The 21,129-nt window shown below is 64.3% G+C and carries 18 protein-coding genes; 7 read left to right on the plus strand and 11 right to left on the minus strand.

The annotated features are described in order from the left end of the window. Positions 1 to 17 precede the first annotated feature (17 nt). On the plus strand, positions 18 to 353 hold the full coding sequence (locus AC3WLP_RS15310) for a GlpM family protein (RefSeq protein WP_003254977.1): 336 nt from the start codon (positions 18 to 20) through the stop codon (positions 351 to 353). 117 nt (positions 354 to 470) lie between these two features. On the opposite strand, the gene AC3WLP_RS15315 is transcribed toward AC3WLP_RS15310, so the two are convergent. Next, the gene (locus AC3WLP_RS15315; RefSeq protein WP_012051384.1) at positions 471 to 1,466 is read right to left on the minus strand and encodes an alpha/beta fold hydrolase; all 996 of its coding nucleotides are present in this window, start codon (positions 1,464 to 1,466) and stop codon (positions 471 to 473) included. A gap of 195 nt (positions 1,467 to 1,661) precedes the next feature. On the opposite strand from AC3WLP_RS15315, the gene metR reads away from it, so the two are divergent. Beyond that, positions 1,662 to 2,579, plus strand: coding sequence for a transcriptional regulator MetR (gene metR / locus AC3WLP_RS15320; RefSeq protein ID WP_003254981.1), 918 nt, complete (start codon positions 1,662 to 1,664; stop codon positions 2,577 to 2,579). Here metR and AC3WLP_RS15325 read toward each other — a convergent pair. Continuing rightward, positions 2,563 to 2,976 (minus strand): NUDIX hydrolase, encoded by a 414-nt coding sequence (locus AC3WLP_RS15325; RefSeq protein ID WP_003254983.1) that lies wholly within the window; start codon positions 2,974 to 2,976, stop codon positions 2,563 to 2,565. The two genes, metR and AC3WLP_RS15325, sit on opposite strands and share 17 nt — an antisense overlap. A 136-nt stretch (positions 2,977 to 3,112) precedes the next feature. Between AC3WLP_RS15325 and AC3WLP_RS15330 the strand changes: the two genes are divergently transcribed. Both AC3WLP_RS15330 and AC3WLP_RS15335 read left to right on the plus strand, forming a co-directional pair. Further along, complete coding sequence (locus AC3WLP_RS15330) at positions 3,113 to 7,393, plus strand: DEAD/DEAH box helicase (protein ID WP_088512950.1); 4,281 nt, start codon at positions 3,113 to 3,115, stop codon at positions 7,391 to 7,393. Positions 7,394 to 7,675: 282 nt separating this feature from the next. After that, positions 7,676 to 9,295, plus strand: a complete 1,620-nt coding sequence (locus tag AC3WLP_RS15335; protein ID WP_012051382.1) for an FMN-binding glutamate synthase family protein — start codon at positions 7,676 to 7,678, stop codon at positions 9,293 to 9,295. 36 nt (positions 9,296 to 9,331) lie between these two features. On the opposite strand, the gene AC3WLP_RS15340 is transcribed toward AC3WLP_RS15335, so the two are convergent. Next, a complete protein-coding gene (locus tag AC3WLP_RS15340) occupies positions 9,332 to 10,750 on the minus strand; it encodes an amino acid permease (RefSeq protein ID WP_003254987.1) in 1,419 nt (472 codons plus the stop codon). Positions 10,751 to 11,138: 388 nt separating this feature from the next. On the opposite strand from AC3WLP_RS15340, the gene AC3WLP_RS15345 reads away from it, so the two are divergent. The 3 genes from AC3WLP_RS15345 to AC3WLP_RS15355 all read left to right on the plus strand — a co-directional run bounded on the left by AC3WLP_RS15345 (position 11,139) and on the right by AC3WLP_RS15355 (position 15,677). Beyond that, the gene (locus AC3WLP_RS15345) at positions 11,139 to 14,288 is read left to right on the plus strand and encodes a transglycosylase domain-containing protein (RefSeq protein ID WP_012051381.1); all 3,150 of its coding nucleotides are present in this window, start codon (positions 11,139 to 11,141) and stop codon (positions 14,286 to 14,288) included. A gap of 89 nt (positions 14,289 to 14,377) precedes the next feature. Then, positions 14,378 to 14,923, plus strand: a complete 546-nt coding sequence (locus AC3WLP_RS15350; protein ID WP_012051380.1) for a PadR family transcriptional regulator — start codon at positions 14,378 to 14,380, stop codon at positions 14,921 to 14,923. Further along, complete coding sequence (locus AC3WLP_RS15355; RefSeq protein WP_012051379.1) at positions 14,916 to 15,677, plus strand: siderophore-interacting protein; 762 nt, start codon at positions 14,916 to 14,918, stop codon at positions 15,675 to 15,677. The genes AC3WLP_RS15350 and AC3WLP_RS15355 overlap by 8 nt, the downstream gene beginning before the upstream one ends. A 293-nt stretch (positions 15,678 to 15,970) precedes the next feature. Here AC3WLP_RS15355 and AC3WLP_RS15360 read toward each other — a convergent pair whose 3' ends face one another. From AC3WLP_RS15360 to gspF, 8 genes are read right to left on the minus strand one after another with little or no spacing between them, the layout of a single operon-like run. Continuing rightward, the gene (locus AC3WLP_RS15360; protein ID WP_003254991.1) at positions 15,971 to 16,633 is read right to left on the minus strand and encodes a hypothetical protein; all 663 of its coding nucleotides are present in this window, start codon (positions 16,631 to 16,633) and stop codon (positions 15,971 to 15,973) included. Next, positions 16,630 to 17,016 carry a type II secretion system protein GspM gene (gspM, locus tag AC3WLP_RS15365; protein WP_003254992.1) on the minus strand — a complete coding sequence of 129 codons (387 nt, stop codon included), beginning with the start codon at positions 17,014 to 17,016 and terminating at the stop codon, positions 16,630 to 16,632. The genes AC3WLP_RS15360 and gspM overlap by 4 nt, the downstream gene beginning before the upstream one ends. Beyond that, complete coding sequence (locus AC3WLP_RS15370) at positions 17,013 to 18,089, minus strand: type II secretion system protein GspL (RefSeq protein WP_237617306.1); 1,077 nt, start codon at positions 18,087 to 18,089, stop codon at positions 17,013 to 17,015. The genes gspM and AC3WLP_RS15370 overlap by 4 nt, the downstream gene beginning before the upstream one ends. Continuing rightward, positions 18,086 to 18,676 carry a type II secretion system protein gene (locus AC3WLP_RS15375; protein ID WP_088512952.1) on the minus strand — a complete coding sequence of 197 codons (591 nt, stop codon included), beginning with the start codon at positions 18,674 to 18,676 and terminating at the stop codon, positions 18,086 to 18,088. Before AC3WLP_RS15375 ends, AC3WLP_RS15370 begins: the two co-directional genes overlap by 4 nt. Then, the gene (locus AC3WLP_RS15380; protein WP_003254995.1) at positions 18,673 to 19,041 is read right to left on the minus strand and encodes a type II secretion system protein GspI; all 369 of its coding nucleotides are present in this window, start codon (positions 19,039 to 19,041) and stop codon (positions 18,673 to 18,675) included. Before AC3WLP_RS15380 ends, AC3WLP_RS15375 begins: the two co-directional genes overlap by 4 nt. Next, entirely contained in the window at positions 19,038 to 19,469 is a 432-nt protein-coding gene (gene gspH, locus AC3WLP_RS15385; protein ID WP_003254996.1) for a type II secretion system minor pseudopilin GspH, read from the minus strand. The genes AC3WLP_RS15380 and gspH overlap by 4 nt, the downstream gene beginning before the upstream one ends. Before the next feature lie 2 nt (positions 19,470 to 19,471). Further along, positions 19,472 to 19,906: a type II secretion system major pseudopilin GspG gene (gene gspG / locus AC3WLP_RS15390; RefSeq protein WP_004575677.1), complete on the minus strand. Its 435-nt coding sequence runs from the start codon at positions 19,904 to 19,906 to the stop codon at positions 19,472 to 19,474. A 17-nt stretch (positions 19,907 to 19,923) separates the two neighbouring features. Further along, a complete protein-coding gene (gene gspF / locus AC3WLP_RS15395; protein WP_088512953.1) occupies positions 19,924 to 21,126 on the minus strand; it encodes a type II secretion system inner membrane protein GspF in 1,203 nt (400 codons plus the stop codon). Positions 21,127 to 21,129: the final 3 nt, after the last annotated feature.

Consider the following 21,129-nt stretch of genomic DNA (forward strand, 5'->3'; position numbering starts at 1 on the left):
CCAAACTGGAAAACAACGTGGACCTGGTATTCAAAGCGGCCCTGGGCGCAGGCGTGGTGCTGTTGCTGGCGGTGCTGTCGAAAACGCGCAACTACTACATCGCGGGGCTGGTGCCGCTGTTCCCCACCTTTGCCCTGATTGCCCACTACATCGTCGGCAAGGGGCGCAGCATTGCCGACCTCAAGACCACCATCCTGTTTGGCATGTGGTCGATCATTCCGTATTTCGTGTACCTGGCAACCCTGTATGTACTGGTCGACCGCTTGCGCCTCGAGGCATCGATGGCGCTGGCCACGCTGGCCTGGCTGATCGCCGCGACTGTGCTGGTGACTGTGTGGGTGCGGATGCACTGAGCGAAAGCGGCGCTGGCTGCTTCGCGGGCTCGCCCGCTCCCACAGGGTCTCCACAATGTCTGAGATCGGTGCAGCACCTGTGGGAGCGGGCAAGCCCGCGAAGCAGCCAGCGCGGATTCAGAGCCCTGCGATGTGCGTGACCGCTTGCCTGTGCGCCTGCAAATAAGGCAACACCGCCCCCAGTAACGGCGCCTTGAACGGCTCCTGAAAACGGTGCGCCAACCCCGGGATCAAGCGTAACTGGCTGCCCTGGATATGCGCCGCCAGGTGCACGCCATGCATCACCGGCAATAACGGATCAGCCGTGCCGTGTACCACCAGGGTCGGCACTCGCAACTGGTTGAGCAACTCGACGCGGCTCGGCTCGGCCAGTATCGCCATGATCTGGCGCTTGGCCCCGTCAGGGTTGAACGCCCGGTCGTAGGCCTGCGCCGCCTGCTGCAGCAGCACTTCGCGGTCGTCTCGTACCTCAGGGCTGCCCAAGGCCGCCAGCAGGTCGGCCTGCTGCTCGATAGCCACTTCACGGTTCGGCGCGCTGCGCCGGGCCAGCAACTGCACCAACGCCGGGGCCGGCGCCGGCAGCCCCGCCGCCCCTGAACTGGACATGACCAGCGTCAGGCTGCGCACACGCTCAGGCGCCATCGCCGCCAGGTGCTGGGCAATCATGCCGCCCATGCTCACCCCCAATACATGAAACTGGCGCACGCCCAACGCGTCCATCAGGCGCAAGCCGTCATCGGCCATATCAGTCAGCGTATAGGGCGCCGACACGGGCAGGCCCAACTTGTAACGCAACAGTTCGAGCGTCAGGTTGGCGTGCGGTGGTACCTGGTTCCAGCGGGACAGGCCGACATCGCGGTTGTCATAGCGGATCACCCGAAAACCTTGGCGGCACAATGCCTCGACCACATCATCTGGCCAATGAATCAGCTGCCCGCCCAAGCCCATGACCAGCAGCAAGGCCGGGTCGCGTGGCGCACCGACGCTCTGGTACACCAGGCTGACGGCACCGAGTTCGGCACGCTGCACCGGCACCTGGGCGTCACAGCGCTGTTCGGCGAAACTCGCCGGTGCGCTGAACAGAAAGAAAAGAAAAAGCCAAAAAGCCCGCATGAAAGAAACACCAGAATGCAGATCCCCAGTAGAGCGCGAGTCTGATGAATTCTGTTCGGGCGCGCTGCCACAGTTCGGTGACAGTTTCATGACTCCCGCCAGGCGGTGCGACGATCGCCTAGTCGACAGATGTAGCATCATGAGAGAAACTCAACTCATTACCTGATTCCTCTATTCCACACCCCGGAGTTATCTGTGCTGGAGATCCGTCACCTGAAAACCCTTCATGCCCTGCGCGAGGCCGACAGCCTGGTGGAGGCCGCCGAACGCCTGCACCTGACCCAGTCGGCGTTGTCGCACCAGTTCAAGGAGCTGGAAGAGCGCCTGGGCCTCCCGATTTTCGTGCGCAAGACCAAGCCAATCCGCTTCACCAGCGCCGGGCTGCGTCTGCTGCAACTGGCTGATGCCACCCTGCCGTTGCTGCGCAGCGCCGAACGTGACATCGCACGCCTGGCCGGAGGCACTGCCGGACGCCTGCACATGGCTATCGAATGCCACAGCTGCTTCCAGTGGCTGATGCCGACCATCGACCAGTTCCGTGATGCCTGGCCGGAAGTGGAACTGGACCTTGCCTCGGGCTTTGCCTTCGCCCCGCTACCGGCCCTGGCCCGCGGCGACCTTGACCTGGTGGTGACCTCCGACCCGGTGGACCTGGCAGGCATCACTTATGTACCGCTGTTCACCTACGAGGCGATGCTGGCGGTGGCCAACCAGCACCCGCTGGCCAGCAAGCCTTACATCGTGCCGCAAGACTTGCTCGACCAGACGCTGATCACCTACCCGGTGGAGCGCGATCGCCTGGACATCTTCACGCGCTTCCTGGAGCCGGCCGATATCGAGCCAGCCGCCGTGCGTACCTCGGAACTGACGGTGATGATGATGCAGCTGGTGGCCAGCGGCCGTGGCGTATGCGGCATGCCGCATTGGGCGCTGCACGAGTACAGCTCGCGCGGCTATGTGAAGGGCAAACGCCTGGGCGAGAAAGGCCTGTTTGCCACGCTTTATGCCGCCGTACGCACCGACATGCTCGATGCCCCGTACATGCGCGACTTTTTGCTGACGGCCAAGGACACCTCGTTCGCCACCCTCGACGGCGTCAGCGCGGTGCGTTGAGCGCCTGGCGATACAGCGGCAGGATCAAGTCGCGGGTCAGGGGAGCCAGTGGCATGACGGGCGCCTGATCTGCAGCCAGCCAGACCACCTCCTCGATCTCTGCGGCCGGCACCACGGCAGCGGCGCTGTCGACACGGAACAGTTCAGCTTGCACTTCGAAGCCTGGTTCGTTGGCGGCGGGGGCACTGAACTGGCCCAGGTGCATGGCCTGAGCCGGGTCGATGCGCAGGCCCAGTTCCTCCTGCAATTCGCGCACCAGTGCCTGTACCGGCGTTTCACCGGCATCGATCTTGCCGCCTGGCTGCATGAAAGCCTCGGTGCCACGCTTGCGCACCAGCAGCGTGCGGCCCTGAGGGTCGATCAGCAGGGCGGCGGCGATGCGGATGATGTTGGGCATGAAGTGGGCTCGCTAAATAAAATGACCCGCGAGGATCCCATGGGGTCATTGGCCTGACAAGGCCGGTCATTCCTGTGTCGGCCTGGCAGACGAGCGGCCCCTTGCCAACCTGTTGCACACCCTCCATAAACAACACATGAACCTGCCCGCCAAACACCACCCGGTGCTCGAGCTGTTCCACCCTGCCGTCAGCACCTGGTTCCGCCGCCGCTTCGCCACGGTCACCGATGCCCAGGCACAGGCCTGGCCGTTGATCCACACCGGGCAATCCATGCTGCTGGCCGCACCGACCGGCTCAGGCAAGACCCTGAGCGCTTTTCTGGCCGTGCTAGATGAGCTGCTGCGTGAAGGCATGAAGCACCAGGGCGAACTGCCCGCACAGACACTGGTGATCTACGTTTCACCTCTGAAGGCCCTGTCCAATGACATTCGTCTGAACCTGCAGGCCCCGCTCGAAGGCATCAGCCAAGCCGTTGCAGAGCAAGGCCTGAACGCCCCACGCATCACCACGGCGGTACGCACCGGCGATACTCCGCAGAAGGAACGCGCCGCCATGCGCAAGCTGGCCCCGCACATTCTGGTGACGACCCCCGAATCGCTTTACGTGCTGATGGGCTCGGCTTCTGGCCGTGAAGGCCTGGCCCATGTGCACACGGTGATCGTCGACGAAATCCATGCCTTGGCCGGTAACAAGCGTGGCGCCCATCTGGCACTGACCTTGGAACGCCTGCAAGCCTTGTGCAAAAAGCCACTGCGGCGGATCGGCCTGTCCGCTACCCAACGCCCGGTCGAACGGGTGGCACAGTTTCTGGTGGGTAGCGGGCGCCCCTGCGCCATTGTCGATATCGGCCATGCCCGCAAGCGTGACCTGGCCATCGAAGTGCCGCCGGTACCGTTGGGGGCGGTGATGGCCACTGATGTCTGGGGCCTGGTGTATGACCGCTTGGCCACCCTTGCCCGTGAACACCGCACCACGCTGGTATTCGTCAATACCCGGCGCCTGGCCGAACGTATCACCCGCCACCTCAGCGACCGGCTGGGCAAGGAGGCGGTTGCCGCACACCATGGCAGCCTGTCCAAAGCGCTGCGCCTGGATGCAGAGCAGCGGCTCAAGAGCGGCCAGCTCCAGGTGCTGGTCGCGACCGCATCGCTGGAGCTTGGCATTGATATCGGCGATATCGACCTGGTCTGCCAGATCGCCTCGCCGGGCTCGATTGCCGGCTTCCTGCAACGGGTTGGCCGCGCTGGACACCAGGTCGATGGTGTGCCGAAGGGGCGCCTGTTCCCCACCTCACGCGATGACCTGATCGAATGCGTTGCCTTGCTTGACTGCGTTCGACGGGGCGAACTGGACGCACTGCACATCCCCCGGGCACCGCTGGATGTGCTGGCCCAGCAGATCGTCGCAGAAGCCAGCAACCAGGCCTGGCACGAACAGGATCTGCTGGATTGCCTGCGCCAGGCCACACCTTACGCCGAGCTTGACCAGCACCATTACCAGGCCCTGCTGCGCATGCTCGCCGAGGGCTACAACGGCCGCCAGGGTGTGCGCAGTGCCTACTTGCACCGTGACGCAGTGAGCGGCACGCTGCGTGGCCGACGTGGCAGCCAACTGACCGCGCTGACCAGCGGCGGCACCATCCCCGACAACGCCGACTACGCCGTGTTGCTGGAGCCGCAGGCGTTGAACATCGGCAGCGTCAATGAAGACTTTGCAGTGGAAAGCATTGCCGGCGATATTTTCCAGCTGGGCAACGCCTCCTATCGCATTCTGCGCGTCGAGCCGGGCCGGGTGCGGGTAGAGGATGCTCATGGCCTGCCACCGACCATTCCGTTCTGGCTGGGTGAAGCGCCGGGGCGCAGTGACGAGCTGTCTGCCGCCGTGGCCCGGCTGCAGGCGCGAATCGACCAGCAACTGGCGCTGGCAGGCGGCGACACGGTGGAGGTACTGGCCTGGTTGCAGGCGACCTTCGAACTGGACGAAACTTGTGCGGGCCAGTTGCTCGACTACCTGGCCCGCACCCGTGAAGTGCTTGGCGCCCTGCCCTCGCAGGATACGCTGGTGATGGAACGTTTTTTCGATGAGTCCGGCGGGACCCAACTGATCATTCATTCACCCTACGGTAGCCGCATCAACCGCGCCTGGGGCCTGGCCCTGCGCAAGCGCTTCTGCCGCACCTTCAACTTCGAACTGCAGGCTGCCGCCAGCGAGGACGCCATCGTGCTGTCACTGTCGACCAGCCACAGTTTCGAGCTGGACGAAGTGTGGCGTTACCTGAACAGCCGCAGCGCCGAGCCGATTCTCATCCAGGCCCTGCTCGATGCACCGCTGTTTGGCGTGCGCTGGCGCTGGAATGCAGGCGTGGCCATGGCACTGCCGCGCTTTGTGGGCGGACGCAAGGTGGCGCCACAAATCCAGCGCATGAAGAGTGAGGACCTGGTTGCCGCCGTGTTCCCCGACCAGATCGCCTGCCTGGAGAACATCGTCGGCGAGCGGCAGATTCCCGACCATCCGCTGGTCGAGCAAACCCTCGACGACTGCCTGCACGAGGCGATGGACAGCGAAGGCTGGCTGGCGCTGCTGCAGCGCATGGAAAGCGGTGCAGTGCGCTTGCTGTGCCGCGACTTGCCCGCCCCCTCGCCGCTGGCTTCAGCGATTCTCAACGCCCGGCCTTATGCCTTTCTGGACGATGCGCCACTGGAAGAACGACGTACCCAGGCGGTACTCAACCGGCGCTGGAACGACGTGCACAGTAGCGACGACCTGGGCGCGCTGGACGCTGATGCCATTGCTGCCGTCGCGGCCGAGGCCTGGCCACAGCCGGCCAATCCCGACGAAATGCACGAAGCATTGATGAGCCTGGGGGCCATCGGTCAGGTCGAGGTAGATGCCAACCCCTGCTGGGATGTGCTGCTAAAGCAGCTGGCCAATGCCGGGCGTGCCTTGCGCCTGCCCGATGACAAGCTCTGGTTGGCCCGCGAACGCCTGAACCTGCTGCTGGCACTGTACCCCACAGCGCACAGGGAGCCAGCGCTCAAACGGCTCGCTGGCTTCGACCAGCCCATCGAGCCCGACCACGCACTGAGCGAACTGCTGCGCGCCCGCCTGAGCGGCCATGGCCCACAGACCCTGGCGCAAATCGCTGCGCCATTGGGCAAACCGGTAACCGATATCGAACAGTCGCTGGCCCGCCTGGAAGCCGAAGGCTATGTGCTGCGCGGGCATTTCAGCCCAGGTGCCACTGACCTGCAATGGTGCGAACGCCACTTGCTGGCGCGCATCCACCGCTACACGGTCAAACGCCTGCGCCGCGAGATCGAACCGGTCAGCCTGCAAGACTTCATGCGCTTTCTGTTCGATTGGCAGCACCTGGCGCCAGACGAGCGCCTGCGTGGTCCGCAGGCGGTGGCCGAAGTGCTGGGCCAGTTACAAGGGTTCCCCAGCGCTGCAGCGGCCTGGGAGGCGGAACTGCTGCCGGCGCGTATCAAAGACTACAGTCCGCATTGGCTCGACGAAGCCTGCCGAAGCGGCCAGTTTGCCTGGAGCCGGCTGGCGGCAACAGTGGCGAGCAGCACGTTGACCAGTACCCCACTGGTGTTGCTGCCGCGGGACCAGTTGAACACGTGGCGCAGCCTGGCGCCCGCACCTGCTGTCGACGCCCTTGGCCTACGTGCGCAACGTGTGCACGAAGCGCTGAAAACCCAGGGTGCGCTGTTCTTCGATGAACTGGCACATGAGGCACACCTGCTGCCCAGTGAACTGGAAACTGCACTGCAGGAGCTGGTGGGCTCGGGCCTGGCCGGGGCGGACAGTTTCACTGGCTTGCGCAGCCTGATCACGCCTGCAACCAAGCGCAGCGCACGTAACAGCCGCCGAGGCCACCCGCCGCTTTCCAGCAGCATGGCGCATGCCGGACGTTGGGCCCTGCTGCGCCGCAGCGATGCGCCACCGGACCACGACCAGCGCCTGGAGCACATTGCCCGCACGCTGCTGCGCCGCTATGGCGTGATCTGCTGGCGGCTGTTGGCGCGCGAGAGTGATGTACTGCCGCCCTGGCGTGAGCTGCTGCGCTGCTATCACCGATTGGAAGCGCGTGGCGAGATCCGGGGCGGGCGCTTCATTGCCGGGCTGGCCGGTGAACAGTTCGCCTTGCCTGAGGCGGTAGTGTTGCTGCGGCAAGTGAGACGACGTGAACCGGACGGAACGCTGCAGGTGGTGAGCGCCGGTGACCCGCTGAACCTGATCGGCTCGTTGCTGCCCGGGGCGAAAGTGCCGGCAGTGATTGGCAACCGGCTTCTGTATCGCGACGGGATACCGGTGGCGGTGCGGATGGCCGGGCGTTACGCGTATCTGGTCGAGGCGTCCGCACAGGAGCAGGAAAGCTGGCGGCAAAAACTGCTGCGCGCCCCCCTGTAGGAGCGGGTTTACCCGCGAATACGGTGGCGGCGGCAACGCTGACCGGCGGGTAGAAATTGGCCAGCAGGCCCGACCCTTTCGCGGGTAAACCCGCGCCTACGACGGCCTGCGCCCAATCATCAATGTGTGTCCACCACCGATCTGCGTTGCGACCAGGCAATTTGGCTCGGGTCGAGAATGATTTTCGCTACCCCGATTTTATTTTGCAGTGCCCGGCAACTTGGCTATGGTCGGGGTTTGCCCCAGGCCCTGAGCCTGACCGCGCCATCGCAAGGACCCTGTATGAGCCTGTCACTTCTCAGTCGTTATGCCTTCTTCGCCGCCTGTGTGCTGTTCACCCTGGCGAGCCTCCCCTTCAGCCACCACGAATGGCTGTGGCCGTTCACCCTGACCACAGGCATTCTCAGCCTGATCGGCCTGTTCGACCTGCTGCAGCAGCGCCACGCCGTACGCCGCAACTACCCGATTCTCGGCAACATCCGCTATCTGGTCGAGGCCATTCGCCCGGAAATCCGCCAATACCTGCTGGAGTCCGACAGCGATGCCCTTCCCTTTTCTCGCGCCCAGCGCTCGCTGGTGTATGCCCGGGCGAAGAACGAAGCCTCGGACAAACCTTTCGGCACCCTGATCGACGTATATGAATCCGGTTTCGAGTTCATCGGCCACTCCATGCGCCCGGCACCGCTGGCCGACCCGGCCAGCTTCCGCGTCATCGTCGGTGGGCCGCAGTGCAGCCAGCCGTACTCCGCGTCGATCTTCAACATTTCGGCCATGAGTTTCGGCTCGCTCAGCGCCAATGCCATCCGTGCGCTCAACCAGGGCGCCAAGCTGGGCAATTTCCACCATGACACCGGCGAGGGCAGCATCAGCCCCTACCATCGCGAGCACGGTGGTGACCTGGTGTGGGAACTGGGCAGCGGCTACTTCGGGTGCCGCACGCCAGATGGGCGCTTCGATCCCGAACGCTTCGCCGCCCAGGCGCGCAGCCCTCAGGTGCGCATGATCGAGATCAAGATGAGCCAGGGCGCCAAACCCGGCCATGGCGGCATATTGCCCAAACACAAGGTCACCCAGGAAATCGCCGAAACCCGTGGCGTGCTGATGGGCGAGGATTGCATCTCACCGTCGCGCCACAGCGCCTTCTCGACACCAATCGAAATGATGCAGTTCATCGCCCAGTTGCGTGAGCTGTCCGGTGGCAAGCCAGTGGGGTTCAAGTTCTGCCTGGGCCACCCGTGGGAATTCATGGGCATCGCCAAGGCCATGCTGGAAACCGGCATCCTGCCCGACTTCATCGTCGTCGATGGCAAGGAAGGCGGCACCGGCGCAGCGCCCGTGGAGTTCACCGACCATATCGGCGTGCCACTGCGTGAAGGCCTGCTGTTCGTGCACAACACCCTGGTCGGCCTGAACCTGCGCGACAAGATCAAGCTGGGCGCCAGCGGCAAGATTGTCAGCGCCTTCGACATCGCCAGCGTGCTGGCCATTGGCGCCGACTGGGCCAACTCGGCACGCGGCTTCATGTTTGCCATCGGCTGCATCCAGTCGCAAAGCTGCCACACCAACAAGTGCCCGACCGGTGTGGCCACGCAAGATCCGCTACGCCAGCGTGCGCTGGTGGTGCCCGACAAAGCCCAGCGGGTGCTGAACTTCCATCACAACACGTTGCGTGCCTTGGCAGAAATGCTGGCGGCGGCCGGCCTGGAGCATCCGGCACAACTGGAGGCCAAGCACCTGGTGCGGCGCATTTCAGCCACCGAGATCAAGCTGTTCTCGCAGATGCATGTGTTTTTGAAGCCAGGTGAGCTGCTGACCGGCGAGGTGAACGGGCAGTTCTATTCGCGGATGTGGCAACTGGCCCGGGCGGACAGTTTCGAGCCGCACAGCGAAGTGGCGGCCTGAGAGAACGCTGGGGCCGCAAAGCGGCCCCACGTCAGGTCAGGAGGCGGTACTCGTCACACCTTGTGCGTCTTTCGGCGCCAGGCGGAACGTGTAATACAGCACTGTCAGCAACACCAGGAACGCCGGGCCGATGTACAGGGCCACACGCGTATCCTCGAAGTACGCCATCAGCCCGACCACCAGCACCAGGAAGGCCAGTGCCAGATACGAGCTCAGCGGCCACAGCCACATGCGGTACTTCAGTGCCTTGCGCTCGGCCGTGGTAAGGCCGGCACGGAACTTCAGCTGCGCCAGCAAGATCATCACCCAGGTCCAGATCGCACCGAAGGTGGCGATCGAGGTCACCCAGACGAAGACCTTTTCTGGCACCAGGTAGTTGGCCAGCACGCCCAGCAGCAACGCGCCGATCGACAGCAGCAGCGCATTGCGTGGCACGCCGTTCTTCGAGGTGCGGGCAAAGGCCGCCGGCGCCTGGCCGTTCTGCGCCAGGCTATAAAGCATGCGCCCGGTGCTGAAGATGCCGCCGTTGCACGACGAAAGCGCCGCCGTGATGACCACGAAATTGATGATGCCGGCAGCGGTCTTGATGCCGAGGCGCTCGAAGGTCATGACGAACGGGCTGCCCTGGCTGCCGATTTCGTTCCACGGGTAAATCGACAGGATCACGAACAACGCGCCGACGTAGAACAGCAGGATGCGCCAGAACACCGAGCCGATGGCCTGGGGAATGGTCTTTTGCGGGTTGCGTGCTTCACCGGCGGTGAGACCGATCATTTCCACGCCCAGATAGGCGAACATCACCATCTGCAGCGACATCAGCACGCCGGTCACGCCATTGGGCATGAAGCCGCCGTTGCTCCACAGGTTGGAGATCCCCACTGCCACACCGTCATTGCCAAAGCCGAAGGCAATGATGCCGATGCCGCCAAGCACCATGGCGATGATGGTGACGATCTTGATCAGCGCGAACCAGAACTCGAACTCACCAAAAGCCTTCACCGCCACCAGGTTGACCGCGCCCATGCTGCCCAGCGCCGCCAGGGCCCAGATCCAGCGCGGAACGTCGGGGAACCAGATGCCCATGTAGATGGCCACTGCCGTGATTTCGGCAACACAGGTCACCAGCCACAGGAACCAGTAGTTCCAGCCGGTCAGGAAGCCTGCCAATGGGCCGAGGTAATCCTGGGCATAACGGCTGAACGAGCCGGCGACGGGGTTGTGCACGGCCATTTCACCAAGGGCGCGCATGATCACCAGGATGGCCAGGCCGCCGATGATGTAGGACAACATGATGGCCGGACCGGCCATTTCGATCGCCTTGGCCGAACCGAGGAAAAGACCGACACCGATACAGGCGCCCAGCGCCATCAGGCGGATGTGCCGTTCGCCCAGTTCACGCTTGAGCGGGCCGCCTTCTGTGGCCTGGCCGTGGGCAGAGTGGTTGCCGACTGGCATAGCAATACAACCTCATTTTGTTATTGGATTTGACCTTCGTGCCGCCGCGACCAAGCCGATAGGCGTGGCATTGGCTTGCCAGGCTGGCCTTGTGGACCGGCCCGTGTGCCGGAGTAGAGCGCCCGGCAAGGCGAAGGGGGCGAGCAGTATAGGAAGACCGTTGTAGGAGTTTTCACTGTATATATGCAGAAATTTGGCTAGAACTCTGGGGCCGCTACCCGCCCCAAAAATCGCCGGGGCACCATAGCAACATCGGCCGTTGAAGGAACCCACACCAAAGCCGCATAGCCCCTCACCACTTTCCTTCTTCTACAAATTTTTCACCCTATCCACTCAACGTCTAAGCTTCAGACAAGCAAGACGAAAATACTTGGCCGGATAGAAGACTATGGGCGCACTGTGGCAATCGGAACCAAGCAGAACGGAAGCACCCGAGATACCTCCGGCCGAGACGCCACAACCCAAGTCCCCCCGTCAGCGTCGGCTATGGTGGCGGCTGATCATCCTCATCCTGCTGGTGGCACTGGTAGCCATAGGTGTTGCCGCGTATGACGAATTCCGTACCTCCGAACTGCAATCGCGCGAGTTCAGTAAACTGGCCGGTACACTGACCTATTCGCTGCAAGCCGGTCCCAGCGATGCCATCATCTACCCCGGTGACGGGCCGTTCGACAAACGCCTGGGCTATAGCGCCCTGGGTGAATTCCTGCCACGCCTGCTCAAGCGCGACTACCTCATCAGTGAACAGGTGAAGTTCTCACCCGCATTGATGAACTACGTCGATCATGGGCTGTTCGCGCCCTATATCGAGAAAATCCAGGCCGGCCTGTCGATCACCGACTGCCGCGGCGACACGCTGTACCAGTACAACTACCCCCAGCACCTGTACCCGGACTTTGCAGCGATCCCTCCCGTGATGGTCAACAGCTTGCTGTTCATCGAAAACCGCGACCTGCTGGATACCCAGGACCCACGTAACAACCCGGCAGTGGACTGGCCACGCTTTGCCAAGGCCGCCTACAGCCAGGTCGCCAAGTACCTGGCCCTGCCCGGCCAGTCTGCCGGCGGCAGCACCCTGGCCACGCAGCTGGAGAAATATCGCCACTCACCCGACGGCCTGACGGTGTCGGGCGCGGAGAAAATCCGGCAGATGATTTCTGCCAGCGTGCGTGCCTACCAGGGCGGTCCCGACACCACCGAGGCACGCCAGCGCATCGTGCGTGACTACCTCAACAGCGTACCGCTGTCGGCTGTACCTGGGCATGGTGAGGTACATGGCATGGCCGAGGGCCTGCGGGTGTGGTACGGCGCCGACTTCGACCAGGTCAACCAGGCCCTGAACGCCACCGCTACCGACCCCGAGAGCATGGCCGCACGTGGCCTGGCCCTGCGCCAGGTGCTTTCGCTGATGATTGCCCAGCGCCGCCCCTCGCATTACTTGTCCAAGGGCCGGGTCGAGCTGGCCGAACTCACCGATTCGCACATTCGCCTGCTTGCCGCCAACAAGGTCATCGATCAGCCGCTGGCCGATGCCGCGCTGGCCAGCAAGGCGGTGTACCGCGACTGGGTCGCGCAGCCGACCATCGTACCGATCATTACCAACAAGGGCATCAGCCTGGCACGCAACCGCCTGTCGGCCATGCTCAATCGCCCGCTGTACGACCTCGACCGCCTCGACCTGTCAGCCACCAGTACCTTGCAGGCCGACCTGCAGCTGCAGATCAGCCAGTACCTGAAAAACCTTGCCGACCCGGCGTTTGCCGCACAGATCGGCCTGATCGGCGAGCGGCTGCTCACTGCCAAGACCACCGACCAGGTGAGCTACAGCTTCACCTTGTTCGAACGCACCGCCGATGGCTCGCGGGTCCGGGTGCAGACCGACAGCACCAACCAGCCCTTCGACATCAACGAAGGCAGCAAGCTGGAGCTGGGCTCAACCGCCAAGCTGCGGGTACTGACCACCTACCTTGAAATTATCGCCGAGCTGCACGACAAGTACGCCGGCAAACCTGCCGCCGAGCTGAAGAAGGTCGAAGTGGCCGAACTCGACCGCATCACGCAATGGTCGCTGGAATGGCTGGCGCTGAACAGCAAGAACCAGAGCCTTGACGCCATGCTCGACGCCGCGCTCGAACGCAAGTACTCGGCCAACACCGGCGAAGCGTTTTTCACCGGTGGCGGGATGCATGTGTTCAACAACTTCCGCAAGGAAGACAACAACCGCAACCCGACACTCAAGGATGCACTGCGCGAGTCGATCAACCTGCCGTTCATCCGCCTGATGCGCGACCTGGTGCGTTACGTGACTTACCAGCAGCCGTACAACCGCGTGCCGCTGCTCAAGGACGATGCCGACCCGCGCCGCCAGGAATACCTTGCGCGCTTTGCCGACAAGGAAGGCACCAACTACCTGATGCGCTTCTGGAAGAAGTACCAGCGTAAAACCTCGCAACAACGCCTGGACACCTTCCTCGACAGCATGCGCGTGACCCCACAGCGGTTGGCGGCGGTACACCGCTACCTGTTCCCCGAGGCAGGCCAGGAAACCTTCAACGCGTTCGTGCGTGCCCACCTCAAGGGCGACAAGGCCGTGCTGGGCAAACTGACCGATGGCCGTCTGTCCGAGATGTACGCAGCTTACGGCCCCGGCAAGTACGACCTGCCCGACCAGGGTTACATCGCCAAGGTCCACCCACTGGACCTTTGGCTGCTTGGCTACCTGCTGAAGAACCCAAGCTCGACACTGACCGAGATGATCAACGCCAGTCGTTTCGAACGCCAGGAGGTATACGGCTGGCTGTTCAAGAGCCGCCACCAGGGCGCCCGTGACAGCCGCATCCGCACCATGGTCGAAATCGAAGCCTTCCTCGATATCCACCAACGCTGGAAACGCGTGGGCTATCCATTCGACCACCTGGTGCCCTCATTGGCCACCGCCATCGGCAGCTCCGGCGACCGCCCCGCTGCCCTCTCCGAACTGGTCGGGATCATCCAGAACGACGGTGTTCGCCTGCCGACCCTGCGCATCGACACCCTGCATTTCGCAGCCAACACACCCTATGAGACCAAGTTGATCACAGACCCTGACCGGGGCGTGCGAATTCTGCCAGTCGAAGTGGCGCGTGCACTCAAAGGCGCCATGTCGCAAGTGGTCGATGCAGGTACCGCGCGGCGTATTTCCGGCAGTTTCAAGCTGCAGGACGGCACCCCACTGGTGATGGGCGGCAAGACCGGTACCGGCGACAACCGAATCGAGAGCTTTGGCGCCGGCGGCCGGCTGATCGGCTCGCGCTCGCTAAACCGCACCGCCACCTTCGTGTTCTTCCTCGGCGACAACCATTTCGGCACGCTGACCGCCTTCGTGCCGGGTCGCACGGCAGAAGCGTTCAAATTTACTTCGGCGCTGCCAGTGCAGGTGCTCAAGGGCATGGCACCGATCCTCATGCCATACCTGCAGCCTGGCAATCCGAATGAGTGCAAGCCGCCACAGGTTGCCCTGCACACACCGCCACCGGCAGGGAACACATCGACGCAGTAGATGATAATCATCAGCATTTAAGGGCTTGTCTTTAGATATATCTTAAGTAATATCTTAAGATATATCGCAAACGACGGAGCCCTATCCTTATGCGCGAACATCCCCCTCATGATCCCTTCGAGCGGCGCCCCGCCCGTGGCGAGCGCGGCCCGCGTGTCTTCGCCCCGGGTGACCTCAAGCTGCTGATGCTGGACTTGCTGGCCGAGCAGCCCGGCCACGGTTACGACCTGATCCGCCAGATCGAAAATCTGTTCGACGGCAGCTACAGCCCAAGCCCTGGGGTGATCTACCCCACGCTGAACTTCCTCGAAGAGGCCGAACTGATCAGCGGCCAGGTACAAGGCAGCAAACGCCTCTACGCCATCACCGATGCCGGCCGCAGCGCCTTGGTGGATCAGGCAGTAGCCCTGGATGGCGTGCGCATGCGCATCGAGGTCAGCAAACGCGCCCTGCGCGGCCACGACCGCCCGCCAGAGATTCATGAAGCGGTCGGCAACCTGCGCCATGCACTGCACATGCACAGCGGCCGCTGGACAGTGGAAGAAATCGAACGGGTCCGTGACCTGCTCAACCATACCGCCAAGGCCATCGCCTCCGGGCCCACCGAACCTTTCAGGGAGACGCCCCATGAGTGACACCATTCACCGCGTAAACCACGAGATCCGCCAGCGCCGTCTGCAGGTGCTGCGGGTCACCGAGCTGACCCCGCGCATGCGCCGCATCACCCTGGGGGGTGCCGAGCTGCAAGGCTTTACCAGCGTGGGCAGCGACGACCATATCAAGCTGCTGTTCGCCGAAACGCCGGAGCAACAACAGGCCATCGAGGCCCGTAATCTGGGCAAGGACGGTGGCGCGCGGCCCACCATGCGCGAGTACACACCACGGCGCATCGACCTGGTGGCACATGAGCTGGACATCGACTTCGTGCTGCACGGCGACGGCCCTGCCTCTACCTGGGCCGCGCAAGCCGCGCCCGGGCAAACCCTGGACATCGCAGGGCCACGGGCCTCGCTGGTGGTGCCGGATATTTTCGACAGCTACCTGCTGATCGGAGATGAAACTGCCATCCCGGCCATTGGCCGTCGGCTGGAGGAGTTGCCGGCGGGCCGCCAGGTGCTGGCAGTGATCCAGATCGAAGACGAGCACGAGCGCCAGCCGCTGCCAAGCAAGGCGCAGGTGGAAGTGATCTGGGTACGTCGCCAAGGGGAAGACTTGTTGGAGCTGGTGCGTAACCTGAGCTTGCCGCAAGGCCAGCTGTATGCCTGGGTGGCGCTGGAAAAAGCCCTGACTCGCCAGGCCAAGGCGTTGTTGCTGGAGAAAGGGGTAAAGGAAGACGCGCTAAAGGCTGCAGCCTACTGGCGGGCCAACGGGACTGCCGACGACGAGTGAACGTGCTTGTCTGATCTGCCGTCTTCGCGGGCAAGCCCGCTCCTACACCGATCGAGGATGGACACAACTCGGCGGTTGGACACAAATCGGTGGTTGGACACAAATCGGCGGTTGGGCACAGGCCGTTGTAGGAGCGGGTTCAACCGCGAAAACCGGCGCAGCCAGTGCCACGCAACGCGCCGCCTGCTTCGCGGGTATGCACCATCGATACGACCAAGCGCTTAAGCCCCGAGCACCTCAGAAAAGCTCGACCGCTCGCAGCGTATCTACAGGAGGCCGCGCCACGTTGTTGCTTACCAACGAAGGTCTCGCTGCCCCGCCAAGGCCTGCGGCCCAAGCCATTGGGCGCCACGCAACAATGGCGTCAACTGCGCTTCAGGCTGCAGCTGGAACACCACCTGCGCCTGGCGTCCTGGCAGGTCGGCATCCACGGCCAGTTGATGTTGCCCTTGCTGCGCCAACTGCCCGCGCAGGTGCCAGCCACTGCGGCAATCCATTTCCAGCCAGCCGTGCCCAAGGCCTAGGGACCACGGGTCGCTCAGGGCAAGGTCGGTTACGATCACGCGGCCTTCACTGGCCTGGCATTGGCGCCCTGTCCCCTGCATCCTCAACACACCCTGCCACTGGCCGGCCAGGCGGTAATCCGTCGAGACCGTCGCCAAAGGCCCCTTGGCTGATGCCTCCAGCCGCCAACGCCAGGGCCAGCCTTCTGCACGCAACTGCCAGGCCTGCCCCTGGAACCCCACTTGCGCGTTCGCCTGCAAGCGCCAGGGCTGCAGCGTCCAGCGCAAAGGCCCGACCGGCCCCCATTGTTGTGCCTGCCCTTGCCAGAGGCTTCCACCGACATCGCGTACCGGCAGGCCGAACGCACGCACCACCCAATTGGCCGGAAGCTCGATAAACAGCGTGAGCACGAATACCAGTAACACCCAGGCCATTGCTGCACTGCGGCTCATGGCTGCACCACCAGATCAAATCGCAAACCCTTGCCCTGCTGCTCCAGTCCCCATTGCAACGGCAGTGCGCCTTCTGCACGCAGGCTCTGCACCCAGCCTTGCAGCATGCGCTCATCGGCCACCTGCCCGCGCAGTTGCCAGGCCTTGCCTTGCGTATCGACTTCGGTCAGTTCGACCCCACGGGCCTGGGCCGACTGACGTAGCCGCTCCAGGTTCAAACCGGGCCCGCCTTGCAGGCTGGCCGCCTGTTCGGCCAGCACACGCCACTGGCCAAGCACGCGCCATTGCGCAACGCCTTCGCGCAGGGCCAGGAAGGCCAGCAGCAGGGCGATCAGTCCCCAGGCGAACGTGAAGCGATGACGCTGTAGCCAGTCCCGGTTCATGAAGCTGCTCCCAGGTCGAAGATCACTTGGCCTTCTTGAACCTGCACTGTGGCGCCAGCGGCAGCCGCCATATCACGCCATGGCGGCGCACTGCCCTCGCCTTCCAGGCGCAGGTGCCAACGCTGACCATCGAAGCGCACCGCTTGCAGGCGCAAGCCGGGGTTGGCACGCAGCCAGGTCTGCAAGCGAGCCTGCAGGTCGTCTAGCTGACGTGTACGCAGTTGCTGCTGCAGTACGCTCTCGCGCAGGCGCTTGAGGGCCTGTGCCGCGTGCCGAGGGCTGGCCTGCTCGCCGGTCACGGCAACGACCTGGTTGCGCCAGAGTTGCGCCTGACGCCATTGCTGGCTCACCCACAGGCCACCCCAAACAGTGGCCAGCACCAGGCAAGCTGCCAGCAGCCGCTGCTGCTGGCGGGAGGCCGCCGGCAACGAGCGCACCTTGCGGGCGCGATCGAACAGGCCGGGCAGTGTGTCGAGCGGCGCAAATACGGTTGGCCAATTGCCGCTCAGCGACGTCTTGTGCAGCCCTGCCCACGGTGGCTGCGGCACGCCACCCAAGGCATCAGGCCACGCCAGCCAGTGCTCCTGTCCGTCTTCGGCCAAGCCTTTGTAGAAGGACAGCCCGGGGGTGCGTTGCCATTGCCAGGCGCATCCTGGCTCCGGCGAAGGCAGCAGCTGCAGCTCCGCCCAGCAACGCACCGTCTGCAAGCCCCATTCGGCACATTGGCCACGCCAGTCATCCAACTGCTGACGCGCCACTACCAGCAGACGAAGGTACCCGGGTTCACGGGCCAGGCAGGCACAGGCCACCTCATGCGGGGCCTGCAGCAAGCGATCCTCAAGCAGCAAAGGCCACTCTTCGCGCTTGAGCCCGGGCGGGGCCGGCACGCGAAAATGGCTGCACGCCTCGGCAGGCAGGACCAGCGCAACATGGGCCTGCGGGTTGGCCGGTGGCTCGCCCTGCCCCTGGCTTTGCAAAATACCGTCCTGGACCAGCGCCCAATGCCAGACAGCACCCGGGCGCAGCAGCAGCCACACCTGGGCCGGCGCACGCCGCCGCCATTCAAGTTTCATGAGCGCCCCCATGGAAGGGCGAAGGTGCAGACATAGGGGGCTCCATCACGCAGCATTTCCAGACGCACACCACGGCCTGGGTGCACCGGTTGGTCAGAAGGCCAGGCCAGCCAGCGGCCGCCCTGGTAGTACAGAACGTTCATGGCGCTGACCTGGTCGAGTCGTTCGCGCTGTACCCAGCGCGGGGCGACGGCGGCGTACAAGTCCGCCGAGCTTTCCAGCAGCAGGCGTTGCTCCCGGGCCTCGAACCGCAGGCGCTGGCGTTGCAGGCGCGAGCCACCTTCGGCTGCCGGCAGGCCGGTGCTGGCGACCCACAGCAACTGGTTGCTGGCGGGTTGCCAGTCCAGCCAACGGCTGGCCAGCGGCAGACGCTGGTCGTAGACACGGCGCAGCACCGGGCTGTCGAAGCGCCGCTCCAGGGCCAGGCAAAAGTCCAGCACCGAGGTTTGCCGAGTGGTGTCCTGCAGGCGTTCGCGCACCTTCAGCCATCCGTTGACCAGGGCGGCCAGCATGATGCCGAGCACGGCTGTCAGGGCCAGCGCGACCATCAGTTCGATCAGGGTCAGGCCGGTTTGGCGGTGTTTCATGGGCGCTCCAGAAACACGGTGTACTGGCCCAGTGGCAGGCGCTGATCGCGGTCGGCGAACAATTGCAGTTCGCCACGGCGCAGGTCTCGCACGCCAGTGCGGCGCAGTTGCAGTTGCCAGTGACACCGTTGGCCACCTTGGCCGAGCTCGCCGGCTACCTGGTTTTCGGCAGGCCAGTACTGCTCGACGGCAAAGCGGGCTTGCAGCTCACGCGCGCACAACAGGCCAAGACGGTGCTGTTGCAGGTTGTCCTGCACTGCAAGCCTCTGGCGCAGTACCTGGCTGGTGATCACCGCCAGCACGGCAGCGATTGCCAGGGCTACGGTCACCTCCAGCAGAGTGAAACCACGCTGTGCTTGCTTCATGGCACGACCCACATGCCATCGGTGCGGCTCCAGGCCCATTGCTGACTGCCATCGGCCCAGCGCCAGCGCACGCTACCCGCCTGCGCCCAGCCATGCGGCGTGAACAGCACGCGCGGTTGCGGGCTGGCGGGCCAGTCCGGGTGCAGGCCCTTGGGCCAGTCGCCGAGCGGGACCGCTTCGACCACCCAGGCATTGCCCTCGCGGCGGACGAACTCCGGGCGCTGGCCATTCCAGCGCAACCCGCGCAGTTGCCCCGCATGCCGGGCCAGCGCGGCCTGGCCGCGGACCTCGACCGCCAGCCGTTGCAGGGCCTGCTCGACACTGGCCTGGCCGTTGCCAAGGCCGGCCACCGCCAGCCCGGTCATCAGCCCGGCAATGGCCAGTACCACCAACAGTTCGATCAGGCTGAAGCCGCGCTGATGACGCACCGTTACAGCGCCCAGTTACCCAGGTCGGCATCCTGGCCTTCTCCACCTGGCAGGCCATCGGCACCCAGCGAGTACACATCGACCCGGCCATGTTCCCCAGGCATGCGGTACTGGTACGGGGTGCCCCACGGGTCCTCCGGCAGGCGACGCACGTAGCCATCACTGCGCCAGGCCCGAGGCACTGGCTCCTGAGCCGGCTTTTTCACCAGCGCGGCCAGGCCCTGTTCGCTGCTGGGGAAGCGCAGGTTGTCCAGCCGGTACATGTCCAGCGCCTGCTCCAGGGTGGCCAGGTCGGCCATCACCTTCTGCTTCATGGCCTTGTCCTGGTTGCCCAGCACGCTGGGCGCCACCACGGCGATCAGCAGGCCGATGATGAAGATCACCACCATGATCTCCATGAGGGTGAAGCCGCGTTGGCGGTTACGTCGATGCTGCATGGCAATACTCCTTGTCGTCACAATTGCAGGCCCTGGTTGAGTTGCATGATCGGCAGCAGCACCGCCAGCACGATGAACAGCACCACGGCGCCCATCACCAGGATCATCAGGGGTTCGAACAGCGCCATGGCGGTATCGACCTGGCGGGCAAAGCCGCGCTCCTGGTCGTCGGCCACGCGCTCGAGCATGTCCGCCAGGGTGCCGCTGGCCTCGCCGCTGCCGACCATGTTCACCAGCAGCGGCGGGAATTGCTGGCTGGCATCCAGCGCACGGTGCAGGCTGGTGCCGCCCTGCACGTGTTGGCGCACCTGCTCCATGGCCAGGCGGATACGCCGGTTGCCGATGGTTTCGGTGGCCACTTGCAAGGCTTCGAGCAGGGCCACGCCACTGCCAGTGAGAATCGCCAGGCTGCGCGCCAGGCGCGCGCTCTCCAGCACCTGCAGCAGGCTGCCAATACGCGGCAGGCGCAGCAGCAGCTGGTCGCGACGCAGGCACCAGTGCGGTTTGCGCAGCAGCCAGCCAGCCAGCCCCCCGAGCAACAGCGCCCCCCCTAACAACCAGGGCCCGGCGTGCACCAGCCCCTGGCTCAGGCCGATCAGCAACGAGGTGATCAGCGGCAGGCTTTGCCCGGCGTGGGCGAATTGCTCGGTGAGTTTGGGCACGACGAACGTCATCAGGCCAATCACCACTGCCAGCGACACACCCATCAGCACAGCGGGGTATATCAGCGCTGTGCGGGCCTTGTGTTGCTGGCGTTGCACCTGCTCCAGGTGGTCGGCCAAGCGGGTCAGCACCTGGGCCAGGTGCCCGGAACGTTCGCCGGCCTCGACCAGCGCGCAGTACAGGCCAGTAAACGGTGCGCCCTGCCGGGCCAGGCTGCGGGCCAGGCCCAGGCCTTCGGCCAGTGAGCCGCGCAAGGCCACCAGCACACTGTGCAAGGCGGGTTGACGCAGTTGCCGTTCAAGGGTGGCAAGGGCATCGACCAAGGGAATGCCGGCCCCGGTCAAGGTGGCCAGCTGACGGGTCAGCTCACACAACTGGGCGCGGCTCAAGCGCTGGCGTCGGGGTTGTCGGCTGCCGGCTTCATGGCGCTGCAACTGGCGGGCGAACAGGCCCTGCTCGCGCAGCAGCTGGCGGGCGTGGCGTTCACTGTCAGCCTGCAGGCTGGCCTTGTGCGTTTTGCCGGCGAGGTCAACGGCCTGGTAGCGATAGGTCGGCATGCC

The sequence above is a fragment of the Pseudomonas sp. FW305-E2 genome, assembly GCF_058782925.1.